Consider the following 11947-nt stretch of genomic DNA (forward strand, 5'->3'; position numbering starts at 1 on the left):
CCCGCTTCGGCGGGTTTTTTGTTTTTGGGAGACCGTCCATGGCGAAAAAAGTGAAAACCGCTTATGTGTGCACGGACTGCGGCGCCGACTTTGCGCAGTGGCAAGGTCAGTGCACGGCCTGTGGCCAGTGGAACACGCTCAAAGAAGTGAGGCTTGGAGCCGGTGCCAACAAAACGCCCGCCAAACCGGGTGGTTATACCGGGCTGACCAGTCAGACCGTACAGACCATGGATCAGGTGGACCTGAGTGAAGTGCCCCGAATGGACACCGGGATTAACGAGCTTAACCGGGTGTTGGGCGGTGGCATGGTTCCGGGCTCGGTGGTGCTGGTCGGTGGGGATCCCGGTGTGGGTAAATCGTCGCTTTTGCTGCAGGTTTCCTGTGGTTTCAGCGCCCGGGAGAAAGTGTTGTATGTGACCGGGGAAGAATCTTTGCAGCAGGTTGCGATGCGCGCGAAACGCATGCAGTTGCCCAATGACAAACTTCGATTGCTGACTGAAACCGATGTGGAAGCGATCACACAGTCTGCCAGCGATGAAAAGCCGGCAATGATGGTGATCGACTCGATTCAGACCATGCAGTTGGCCGACATCAGTGCCGCCGCCGGCGGTGTGTCACAGGTGCGTGAAAGCGCTGCGTTTTTAACCCGCTTTGCCAAGCAGAACAACATTATGATTTTTCTGGTCGGGCATGTCACCAAGTCGGGTGAAGTGGCCGGCCCACGCGTGCTGGAGCACATTGTCGATGCTGTTTTGTTTCTGGAAGGGCAGTCAGACAGCCGATTTCGCACGCTGCGGGCCATGAAAAACCGCTTCGGCGCGGTTAACGAGCTGGGCGTGTTTGCCATGACCGACAAAGGGATGAAACAGATCAAAAACCCGTCGGCGATTTTTCTGTCCCGCGGAGATGACGTGGCCGCCGGGTCAGTGGTGATGGTGATCTGGGAGGGATCTCGCCCTCTGTTGGTCGAGCTGCAGGCCCTGGTGGACGAATCGCCATTTGGTGCGCCCCGACGGGTGACTGTGGGGCTGGATGGCAATCGGTTGGCCATGTTGCTGGCTGTGTTGCATCGTCATGCTGGAGTGCAGGCCAGTGATCAGGACGTGTACGCCAATGTGGTCGGTGGGGTCAAGGTGGCTGAAACCAGCGCCGATCTCGCGTTGCTTGTGGCGATTGTGTCGAGTCTGAAAAACCAAGTGCTGCCACAGTCGTTGATTGTGTTTGGTGAAGTGGGGCTCTCGGGTGAAATTCGACCGGTCAACAGTGGGCAGGAACGATTGCTGGAAGCGGCCAAACATGGGTTTACCCAAGCCATTGTGCCTCAGGCCAATGTGCCCAAAGGCGGCATTGCCGGGATGAAAATCGAAGGTGTGACCAGCCTGCAGGAGGCACTAAGCAAACTTTAAGGTGTTTTTTTGCCAGGCCTGGTCAAATCTTAAACGTTGCGCTGAAGCCAGTCCTGCCATTGCGTGAACAGAGAAGCGGTTGTGGCGGCCACGGCGGAGCGCTTGACCACCCGAGGCTGCATCACCGCCTCTTGGTCGAGGGTCGCACTCTGACCGCCTGCTTCGTTGAGAATCAGCCAGCCGGCGGCGTAATCCCAGATGTTCTGGGCGCCATGCACATACACTTGCGCCCGCCCGGCGGCGATCCAGCACCAGTCCAGCGCGACCGAGCCGATGCTGCGTTGCGAGGCATAGGGTGCGTTTAATGCCAGCGAGGTGGCCATTTGAGCCGGTAGGCGTTTGAAATCCACCAGGCTGATGCAGCGATTAAGCTGATCATGCGGGCTCAGGGCGTTCAGTGGGCGGTCATTGAGTTCCGCGCCCAATTCTTTGCGTGCGGCGAATAATTCGTCGCGATCCGGGTCATACACCATTCCCAGCACAATGTCGCCATTGACCACCAGTGCCAGGGAGATGCTATAGACCGGCAGGTGGCTGGCAAAATTACTGGTACCATCGACCGGATCCAGAATCCAGCAGCCTCTTTTGTCACCCAGGGCTTCAATCTGTTCGGCTTCGGTGGATTCCTCACCCAGAAAACGAAACTCTGGCCAGTTGTCATGCAAAAAGGCCTGGCAGGCGTTTTGCATGGCGGTGTCGGCTTCGGTCAGCAATGAGCCGTCTTCCTTTCGTGTGAAATCCACCTGCTTAAAACGGGTCAGGACTTCTTCCTGTGCAATCTGACGCACCCCGTCTTTCAGTGCTTTCCAGTTTTGAGTCAGGGCAAACGGGTGGAACATATTAATCCTCCGGCTGGTATTGCGTCAGACGCACTTTCTCAATGGCATGGCTGGAGATATCGGTCACTTCCAGAACATACTGATCCAGTTTGATGCAGGTGCCGACCGGAGGGATGGTTTCCAGTTCTTCTTGAATCAAACCGTTGAGGGTTTTGGGGCCGTCTGTGGGCAGGGTAAAATGATAAGTTTTGTTGAGGTCGCGAATGAATTCCGACGCATCCAGCGTCATGGACCCGTCATGATTGAGGTGCACCTGAGTAAAGGTTTTGTTTTGCACGTCGGTGCTGAATTTGCCCACAATCTCTTCAAGCAGATCGCTCAAGGTCAGCAGACCCTGCAAGTTGCCATATTCATCCACAATCATCGCCATGTGACGCTTGTGTTGATTGAAGTTGGACAGCTGCACATTCAGTGTGGTGGTTTCAGGAATGAAATACGCCGGACGGGTCGCTTTGATGATGTCTTTCAGAGTCAGTTCTTTTTTGGGCAAAAGCGGGGTCAGTTTGCGTAGGTTGACCACGCCGAGCAATTCCTGATCAATGTTGTCGCGATAGACCGGCAGGCGGGAGAAAGGCGACTTGATGATGCGTTTGATGACCGCGTCAATCGGTTCGTTGACGTCCACGCCATAAATGTCCTGTTTGGGGATCATGACGTCTTCGACCGTGATGTCTTCCAGCTGCATGATGCCGGTCAGCATGGTGCGATACTGCTTGGGCAGGCGCCCCGTGGCTTCGTTAATCAGCGTCTGCAATTCTTCATGGCTGAGTGCATGATGATCACTGTTTTCTCTTTTGACATTGACCCCGAAAAGACGCAGAAACCCATTGGCAAAAAAGTTGACCATCCACACCAAGGGGGAGAACAGTTTTAGCAACGGAGAGAGTATAAACGCGGCCGGATAGGCAATTTTTTCGGGATAAAGCGCGGCCAGGGTTTTGGGCGCAACTTCTGAAAAAACCAGAACCAGCAGTGTCAATATCCCTGCGGCCAAAGCGATGCCCGCCTCGCCAATCAGGCGCATGGCGATGATGGTGGCAATGGATGAAGCAAAAATGTTGACGAAATTATTGCCCAGAAGGATGACGCCCAGCAGTTTGTCCGGGGTTTCCAGGAGTTTCTGGGCCTTAAGCGCTCCTTTGTGGCCTTGTTTGGCCTTGTGGCGCAGGCGGTATTTGTTCAGCGCCATCATGCCGGTTTCAGAACTGGAGAACATGGCAGAGAGCACCAGCATCAAAGCGAGGATGGCAAATAAAACGGACAGTGGGAGACTATTCAAAATGGTGCAACGGGGTTGTGAATGTAAAAAGCATTATAAGTGATTCCATGGGAAAGTGTCAGCCACTGATCCAATGAAATTTGCATTTCATTGAGCGGCGATGGCACGAGATGAAATTGGCCTTCTCAGCTGGCCGGCAGCAGCCCCAGGGACTGCAGGATCAGTTGGGTCCCGATGTAGCTGACCACGAGCAGCACATACGCCCAAATGGTGTAGGTGGCCGCTTTTTGGCCGCGCCAGCCCATGCGGTGATGACCAATCAGCAACAACAGATACGCCGCCCAGGCCAGCAATGCGAAGAAGGTTTTGTGAACCAGATGCTGAGCAAAAATGTCTTCAAGAAAAAAAACGCCGCTGAGCAAGGCAAAACTGACAAACACAAACCCGATTAATACCAATTGCATCAACACTTTTTCCATCACCTGCAGAGGGGGCAGGCTTTTAAACAGTGTGTTGAGTTGGCGTTTTTGAAAGCGTTTCTCCTGCAGGGCGTAGAGCACAGCCTGAGCGGTGGCCAGGCCCATAATGCTGTAAGCGATGATTGAGATCAGCACATGGCTGCCCAGTTCAATCGGCAAGGGAATGGTATCCGTTTGAACCAGTGGCAAAAGGGCCGTGACCGCGCCTATCGGCAGAATGAAAATGCCAAGATTTTCGGTAGGCTTGTTGATGTTGGTCACCAGCAAAATCGCCAGAGCCACCCAGCTGATCAATGACAGGCCGATGCTCAAATTGAAATAGAGCCAGTTGCCATCGGTCAGGGCCGGCGCAAAGGAGAGAAAATGAAACACCAGGCCCAGACAGACCAGCCAGAAAAAGCGGTTGCGGCATTCGCAGTGGTCTTCGCATTTCTGGTCGGCGCGAAAACGCCGCCAGATGGTCAAGGTGGCATACAGATAAAGTAGGCTTGCCATCAGGGCCAGCACACTGGTCAGCATCATGCAAAATCTCCATCGAATTCCGGGGCGTCGGCCCGGATGCGCATCGCACTTTGGCGGTGAAACCCGTATAATAGCGAAAAAATTCAGCAATTGAAATGACCGGAGAGCGAGGTAGGTTTTTCCGGCACGCTTTAGCGGTCATTCAATCGATCAAAACACGGGGTCCACATGTTCGATCATTTATCCGACCGACTTAATAAAACACTCAAAACCCTGACCGGTCAGGGGAAGCTGACCGAGTCCAACATCAAAGATGCATTGCGTGATGTGCGCCGGGCACTGCTGGAAGCGGATGTGGCGCTGCCGGTGGTCAAAACATTCATCGACCAGGTTAAAGATCGTGCCATCGGCCAGGAAGTGTCGACCAGCCTCAACCCGGGGCAGGCGTTTATCAAAATTGTGCGCGACCAGCTTACTGAGGTCATGGGTGAGGCGGCGGTTCCGCTTAATTTTAATGTCGAGCCACCAGCGATCTTCATGGTGGCGGGTCTGCAAGGGGCCGGTAAAACCACCTCGGTGGGCAAACTGGCCAAATGGCTGCAGGAAAAAGAAAAGAAAAAAGTCATGGTGGTCTCCGCCGATGTGTATCGACCTGCGGCCATTAAACAGCTGGAGACGCTGGCCGAACAGATCGAGGTATCATTCTTCCCGTCCAGTGCCGATCAGGATCCGGTGGAGATAGCCAAGGCCGCCCATGCACAAGCGCGTCGTGAATTTGTTGATGTGCTGATTCTTGATACCGCCGGGCGTCTGCATGTGGATGAGACCATGATGGAGGAGGTCAAGCGTCTCAATACGGCCGTGAAACCGGCCGAAACCCTGTTTGTGGTCGATGCCATGACCGGTCAGGATGCGGCCAATACCGCCAAGGCGTTTGACGAAGCCCTGCCGTTGAGTGGGGTGATTCTGACCAAAACCGATGGTGACGCACGTGGTGGTGCGGCCCTGTCAATCCGCCAGATTACTGGCAAACCGATCAAATTCATTGGTTCGGGCGAGAAAACCGACGCGCTGGAAACCTTCCACCCGGATCGTATGGCCGGGCGCATTCTGGGCATGGGCGACATGCTGAGCATGATCGAGGAAGCGGAAAGCAAAATCGATCAGAAAAAAGCGCAGAAATTTGCCAAGAAGATCAAAAAATCCGGTCAGTTCGACCTGGTGGATTTTCTGGAGCAACTGCAGCAGATCAACCAGATGGGCGGGGTAGGCGGCCTGATGGGCAAATTGCCCGGCATGGGCCAGCTCAAGGACAAGGTGGATGAAAACGTGGTGGCAAAAGACTTCAAGCGACTGGAAGCCATTATTTATTCCATGACCCCGCAGGAACGCTCCCACCCGGCCATCATCAAAGGGTCGCGCAAAAAACGCATCGCTCGCGGTTCCGGCACCTCGGTGCAGGAGGTGAACAAGCTGATGAAGCAGTTTACGCAGATGCAAAAAATGATGAAGAAAATGAAAGGTGGCGGCATGAAAAACATGATGCGCGCCATGGGTGGTATGGGCGGAGGCAAACTCCCACCCGGCATGGGCGGCGGCGGGATGATGCCGCCGGGCATGCGCTGATCACCGCTCGTTAAGGAGTGAACGCTCAGTTTTTGATCAGGCCTGGTTAAAAAGCGGGTTTAAGCGTGCTTAGCGTTTGCTCTGCCTTTGGCTAGGCTTCGGCATGGAAGCTCAAGCAAGGCCAGTTCCGCTTCTTTGCTTCGTTTACGAGTGTCTCGTCTCCATCCACCACATAAGGGTGGCTGACCTGCGCCAGCAGAGGCAGGTCATTGTGAGAGTCGGAGTAAAAGTAGCTGCCTTCCAGCGACAGGTCCGGCCGATTTGCCAGCCATTGATGCAGTCGGGTGATTTTGCCGTCCTGGAATGAGGGCGTGCCCGCGACTTCGCCGGTGAAGCGGCCATCGACCACTTCCGGGTCGGTGCCGATCAGGTTATTAATGCCGTACAACGCGCCGATGGGTGCGGTGATGAAGCTGTTGGTAGCGGTAATGATAAGAAGGGTGTCGCCGTTTTGTCGGTGGGCATCGACGACGTCCTGAGCGTTTCGCTGGTAGATAGGGCGAATCCAGTCTTGTACAAACTCTTCCCGCCAGGCGTTGAGAGTGGACAAATCATAATGGGTCAACGGCGCCAGCGAAAAACGCTGATACTGCATGATGTCGAGGGTACCGTTGAGATAATCCTGGTGAAACTGGTGGTTGGCCTGTTCATAAAACGCCGGGTCCACCGCATTTTTGTGAATGAGAAACTGGCCCCAGAGAAAATCGCTGTCGCCGTGGATGAGTGTGTTGTCGAGATCAAAAATGGCCAGTGCCATAAAGCCCCTTTCTTTGCTTGCAGAGGTTGGAAAAAGTTGCGGCCTGACCGCCCGAAGTCGCGCTTGAAAGGGCTATTTTAAGGAATAAAAAATTGAAATAAAACCGCTTTTGTTGTCATAATTGAACGCAAAATGACGCGCGTTAGGCGACCCGGATCAAAAGCAGGGGTCGTTTTTTCGCACAGACCAAAGGACATTTCGTGATTGATGAATCGGGATACCGGCCCAATGTCGGGATCATTATTGTAAACAAGCAGGGCCAGTTGTTTTGGGGCAAACGCGTCAATCAGGACGCCTGGCAGTTTCCCCAAGGTGGCATGCGCGAGCACGAAACGCCTCAGCAGGCCGTGTTTCGCGAGCTCAAGGAAGAAGTTGGGCTCGAACCCAGTGATGTGCGTGTGTTAGGGCGTACTCAGGACTGGTTGCATTATGACCTGCCCAAACACTTGATTCGTCAAAACAGTCAGCCCGTGTGCATCGGCCAGAAACAGATCTGGTTTATGCTTGGTATGGTCGGGGATGAGGCCAACATTGATGTGACGGCCCACGAGGAGCCGGAGTTTGAAGGCTGGGAGTGGGTGGACTACTGGTTGCCGGTTCAAAATGTCGTGTCGTTCAAGCAAGCGGTGTATCACCAGGCGCTGACGGAACTCGAAAATTGTCTGCATCAGTTTTGGTTAAAAACCTGTCATCCAACGGATTGAGTTTTCCCTTTATACTGATTCCACAATGCCTTAATTGTTTGGGGGCACTCAGAGGCTCGGCGGTTAGGCATTGCCAATTAAAAAGTGTTATCATCCCCGCTTAACATTTTCCCTGAGACAGGCCTGGTTAAAATTTGATCAACGCCGGTCGGCAGGGCTCTGATTTGATTTTGGCCTGTGACAGGACCGAAATACACCCCGGACACACAAAGTAGCTGGAATCCGGTGTGGTTCACGTTGGCGGTGACGATACGACCTATCTGTCGCTGAATGGTTTTCGGAAAACCCAGCCTCCGAAACACAGGGATACGCCCTGCAACACCAACCAAAGAGGTTAATCTATGAACGATAAGTTCGTTGATCAGGATCCACAAGAAACACAAGAATGGATCGATGCACTGGAAGCCGTCGTTTCATTCGAAGGCTCCGACAAGGCGCAGCACATCATCGCAAGTTTGATTGAAAAAGCGCGCCTGCACGGGATTGATATTCCCTACTCAGCCAATACCCCATACATCAACACCATTGCACCGGAAGAGCAGGAACGTTATCCGGGTGACATGTCGCTGGAGCGCAAATTGCGCGCGTTGTTACGCTGGAACGCGATGGCCATGGTGGCTCGTGCTAACAAGCATTCCGGTGTGGGCGGTCACATTGCTTCCTATGCCTCGAGCTGTACGCTTTATGAAGTGGGCTTGAACCACTTTTTCAAAGGACCTGATCACGAACAGGGTGCCGACATGGTGTTCTTTCAGGGGCACACGGCACCCGGCATGTACTCCCGTGCCTTTCTTGAAGGCCGCATGGAACCCGAACAACTGAAAAATTATCGTCAGGAAGTCGATGGCAATGGCCTGTCTTCCTACCCGCACCCCTGGTTGATGCCCGATTTCTGGCAGTTCCCAACCGTGTCCATGGGCTTGGGTCCCTTGATGGCGCTGTATCAGGCCCGCTTTATGAAATACATGCAGTCGCGTGGTCTGGCCGAAACCGAAGGGCGTAAAGTCTGGGCGTTTTTGGGTGACGGCGAAATGGATGAGCCGGAATCCCGGGGGGCCATTCAACTGGCGCGCCGTGAGAAACTGGATAACCTGATTTATGTGATCAACTGTAACCTGCAGCGTCTGGATGGCCCGGTTCGAGGCAATGACAAAATCATTAATGAACTCGAAGGCGTGTTCCGAGGCGCTGGCTGGAACGTGATCAAAGTGTTGTGGGGCTCTGGCTGGGACGAATTGCTGGCCAAAGACACCACCGGTAAACTGATTGAACGCATGGGCGAAGTGGTCGATGGTGAATACCAGGGCTATAAAGCCAAAGATGGCGCGTTTGTGCGTGAGCACTTCTTCGGTAAATACCCGGAGACGGCGGAACTGGTCAAAGACATGACCGATGATGAAATCTTCCGCCTGACTCGAGGCGGTCACTCGCCGCGCAAAATTTACAATGCCTACAAACGTGCCAGTGAAACCAAAGGTCAACCTACGGTGATCCTGGCCAAAACCGTCAAGGGTTATGGCATGGGCCAATACGGTGAAGCAGCCAACACCGCCCACCAGCAGAAAAAACTCGACATCGAAGGGTTGAAGTATTTCCGTGATCGCTTCTCGGTGCCGATTTCGGATGAAGAGCTGAACAAAGACATTCCGTTCTACCGTCCTGCCGAAGATTCTGACATCATCAAATACCTCAAAGAGCGTCGTGACGCGCTGGGTGGTTCGCTGCCGGTTCGTCAGGACAAAGCCGAGCCTTTGCCGGTGCCTGAGCTTTCAGCGTTTAAAATGCTGACCGACGGCACGGGCGATCGCGAAATGTCCACCACCATGGCGTTTGTGCGCATTATTTCGATTCTGTTGCGTGACAAAAAACTGGGGCCACGCTGCGTCCCGATCATCCCGGATGAAGCGCGCACCTTCGGCATGGAAGGTCTGTTCCGTCAGGTGGGCATTTATGACCCGGCCGGACAACTTTACGAACCGATGGATAGCGATCAGTTGATGTGGTACAAGGAATCGGCCAACGGGCAGGTGTTCCAGGAAGGCATCAACGAGGCCGGGGCCATGGCCAACTGGATTGCGGCGGCCACGGCGTATGCCAACTACGGCACCAGCATGATTCCGTTCTATATTTATTATTCCATGTTCGGTTATCAGCGCATTGGCGACCTGGCCTGGGCAGCGGGGGATTCCCGTGCCCGAGGCTTCCTGATGGGCGGCACCGCCGGGCGTACCACGCTCGAAGGCGAAGGCCTGCAGCACAGCGACGGTCACAACCTGATTCAGTTCAGTCATGTGCCTAACTGCTTGAGCTATGATCCGACCTTTGCCTATGAAATGGCGGTCATCATTCGTGACGGCATCAAACGCATGATGCATGACAAGGAAGATGTGTACTACTACATCACTTGTATGAATGAAAATTACAGCCACCCGGCCATGCCGGAAGGCTGTGAAGAAGGCATCCTCAAAGGCCTGTACAGTTTCCATACTTCCAAAGCCAAGCACAAAAAACGCGTTCAGCTGATGGGCTCCGGCACCATCTTCCGCGAGGTGATTGCGGCGGCCGAGATGCTGGAACAGGAATGGGATGTGGCCGCCGACATCTGGGCGGCGCCAAGCTTTAACCTTTTGGCGCGTGATGGCGATGAAACCGAGCGTTACAATCGTCTGCACCCGACTGAAAAACCGAAAAAATCCTACTGTGAAACCACCTTGTCCAAGGCCAAAGGGCCGTTTGTGGCCGCGACGGATTACATTCGGGAATACCCCAATAAAATCCGGGCGTTTGTGCCGGGTGAATTCTATGTGCTGGGCACCGACGGGTTTGGTCGCTCTGACACACGTGAACAACTGCGTAAGTTCTTTGAAGTTGACCGTTATCACGTTGTGGTAGCGGCGCTTAAAGCGCTGGCGGACCAAGGCGATATCAAGCCGGAAGTGGTCCAAAAAGCAATTGAAACTTACAAGATTGATGCCGGTGCGGTGTATCCCACCCATGCATAACGACCTCACGGGTCCGGAGCTAGCAATGGTTCCGACCGGTGACATGACAGAATTCACCTTTCAGTGATTGCGATCACTGACAGACATTAAGGATAAGGATTATGGCAACGCAGGATATTACCATTCCGGATATTGGTGACTTTGACTCGGTTGAAGTCATTGAAGTCCTCATCAGTGAGGGCGATGAGGTGGCGGTTGACGATTCGCTGATTACGCTGGAATCGGACAAGGCCACCATGGAAATCCCCGCCCCGTCCGCGGGAAAAATTGAATCAGTGACGGTCAAAGTCGGTGACAAAGTCGCCGAAGGCGATGTGATCGGTCAGATGACGGCTGACGACTCGGCGCCATCGACCGAGGCCAGTGCCTCTGCATCAGATGATGCGCCACAGAGCGCTGCGTCAAGCTCGAAGCCAGCAGAAGAGGCAGCTGAGACGCGTGCGTCTGCACCGGCCTCTCAGGCCTCAGAGCCACCCGCCACGCCGCCGACCACCTCGGTTGATCAGGCTGCACAAGTCGCACGAAAACCTGTGAATGCACAGTCGATGGGCGCCAAATCGCATGCCTCTCCCTCTGTGCGTGCGTTTGCTCGCAAACTGGGCGTGGATCTGGGACAGGTCACAGGCACAGGCCCCAAAGGGCGTGTACAGCAGACCGATGTGGAAGGCTTTATCAAATCAGCCATGCAAGGGCAGGGTGCGGGTGCCACGGGTGCCGGCATTCCTTCGGTTCCAGAAGTCGATTTCTCTCAGTTTGGGGAAACCACCACCGAAGAGCTTGGACGCATCAAAAAGATTTCCGGCAAGTTCCTGCAGACAAGCTGGTTGAACGTGCCGCATGTGACGCAGTTTGACGAAACCGACATCACTGATATGGATGCGTTCCGCAAGGATATGAAACCCCAGGCGGAAAAAGCCGGCGTTAAACTCACGCCGCTGGTGTTTGTGATGAAAGCGGTGGTCAAAGCCCTGCAGGATTTTCCAAACTTCAATGCTTCGCTGTCGCCGGATGGTCAGTCCATTATCAAGAAGCATTACTACCACATCGGCGTTGCGGTGGACACACCCAATGGTCTGGTGGTCCCCGTGGTCCGCGATGTCGATCAAAAAGGCATTTTTGAGTTGTCTGAAGAGTTGATGACCCTGTCCGCAAAAGCACGTGACGGTAAGCTCTCGCCCAAAGATATGTCCGGCGGTTGTTTCAGCATTTCCAGCCTGGGCGGCATCGGCGGCACGCAGTTTACCCCGATCGTCAATGCGCCTGAAGTTGCGATCATGGGCTTGTCGAAAGCCAAGATGCAGCCGGTTTGGAACGGGTCTGAATTCGAGCCGCGTCTGATGATGCCGTTCAGCGTCTCCTACGACCATCGAGCCATTGATGGCGCCGAAGGCGTTCGATTTACCACCACCGTGGGTCAGTACCTGTCTGATCTGAGACAACTGATTCTGTAAGG

Annotated in this window: 9 protein-coding genes; 5 read left to right on the forward strand and 4 right to left on the reverse strand. The window is 54.2% G+C overall.

Annotation, left to right across the window (positions count from 1 at the left end; genetic code table 11):
* Window positions 1-38 precede the first annotated feature (38 nt).
* Complete coding sequence (gene radA / locus AVO41_RS03620; protein WP_068582677.1) at window positions 39-1406, forward strand: DNA repair protein RadA; 1368 nt, start codon at window positions 39-41, stop codon at window positions 1404-1406.
* A 29-nt stretch (window positions 1407-1435) separates the two neighbouring features.
* On the opposite strand, the gene AVO41_RS03625 is transcribed toward radA, so the two are convergent.
* From AVO41_RS03625 to AVO41_RS03635, 3 genes are all read right to left on the reverse strand, one after another.
* Complete coding sequence (locus tag AVO41_RS03625; RefSeq protein WP_068582680.1) at window positions 1436-2245, reverse strand: inositol monophosphatase; 810 nt, start codon at window positions 2243-2245, stop codon at window positions 1436-1438.
* Window position 2246: 1 nt separating this feature from the next.
* Window positions 2247-3524, reverse strand: coding sequence for an HlyC/CorC family transporter (locus AVO41_RS03630; RefSeq protein WP_162838986.1), 1278 nt, complete (start codon window positions 3522-3524; stop codon window positions 2247-2249).
* A gap of 125 nt (window positions 3525-3649) precedes the next feature.
* Complete coding sequence (locus AVO41_RS03635) at window positions 3650-4465, reverse strand: inner membrane protein YpjD (protein ID WP_068582685.1); 816 nt, start codon at window positions 4463-4465, stop codon at window positions 3650-3652.
* Window positions 4466-4633: 168 nt separating this feature from the next.
* Here AVO41_RS03635 and ffh point away from each other — a divergent pair, with 168 nt between their 5' ends.
* Complete coding sequence (ffh, locus tag AVO41_RS03640; RefSeq protein ID WP_068582686.1) at window positions 4634-6031, forward strand: signal recognition particle protein; 1398 nt, start codon at window positions 4634-4636, stop codon at window positions 6029-6031.
* A 91-nt stretch (window positions 6032-6122) separates the two neighbouring features.
* Here the strand turns inward: ffh and AVO41_RS03645 are convergent, their stop codons facing one another.
* Window positions 6123-6788 (reverse strand): HAD family phosphatase, encoded by a 666-nt coding sequence (locus tag AVO41_RS03645; RefSeq protein ID WP_068582690.1) that lies wholly within the window; start codon window positions 6786-6788, stop codon window positions 6123-6125.
* A gap of 200 nt (window positions 6789-6988) precedes the next feature.
* On the opposite strand from AVO41_RS03645, the gene AVO41_RS03650 reads away from it, so the two are divergent.
* The 3 genes from AVO41_RS03650 to aceF all read left to right on the forward strand — a co-directional run bounded on the left by AVO41_RS03650 (window position 6989) and on the right by aceF (window position 11945).
* Window positions 6989-7492: an RNA pyrophosphohydrolase gene (locus AVO41_RS03650; RefSeq protein WP_068582693.1), complete on the forward strand. Its 504-nt coding sequence runs from the start codon at window positions 6989-6991 to the stop codon at window positions 7490-7492.
* Window positions 7493-7833: 341 nt separating this feature from the next.
* Complete coding sequence (gene aceE, locus AVO41_RS03655; RefSeq protein ID WP_068582695.1) at window positions 7834-10494, forward strand: pyruvate dehydrogenase (acetyl-transferring), homodimeric type; 2661 nt, start codon at window positions 7834-7836, stop codon at window positions 10492-10494.
* A 101-nt stretch (window positions 10495-10595) separates the two neighbouring features.
* Window positions 10596-11945, forward strand: coding sequence for a dihydrolipoyllysine-residue acetyltransferase (aceF, locus tag AVO41_RS03660; RefSeq protein ID WP_068582698.1), 1350 nt, complete (start codon window positions 10596-10598; stop codon window positions 11943-11945).
* Window positions 11946-11947 lie beyond the last annotated feature (2 nt).

The sequence above is a fragment of the Thiomicrospira sp. WB1 genome, assembly GCF_001507535.1.
Classification (GTDB): domain Bacteria; phylum Pseudomonadota; class Gammaproteobacteria; order Thiomicrospirales; family Thiomicrospiraceae; genus Hydrogenovibrio.

Coding starts and splice junctions, on each gene's coding strand:
- radA (WP_068582677.1), top strand. CDS start 39: ATGGCGAAAAAAGTGAAAACCGCTTATGTGTGCACGGACTGCGGCGCC.
- AVO41_RS03625 (WP_068582680.1), bottom strand. CDS start 2,245: ATGTTCCACCCGTTTGCCCTGACTCAAAACTGGAAAGCACTGAAAGAC.
- AVO41_RS03635 (WP_068582685.1), bottom strand. CDS start 4,465: ATGATGCTGACCAGTGTGCTGGCCCTGATGGCAAGCCTACTTTATCTG.
- ffh (WP_068582686.1), top strand. CDS start 4,634: ATGTTCGATCATTTATCCGACCGACTTAATAAAACACTCAAAACCCTG.
- AVO41_RS03645 (WP_068582690.1), bottom strand. CDS start 6,788: ATGGCACTGGCCATTTTTGATCTCGACAACACACTCATCCACGGCGAC.
- aceE (WP_068582695.1), top strand. CDS start 7,834: ATGAACGATAAGTTCGTTGATCAGGATCCACAAGAAACACAAGAATGG.
- aceF (WP_068582698.1), top strand. CDS start 10,596: ATGGCAACGCAGGATATTACCATTCCGGATATTGGTGACTTTGACTCG.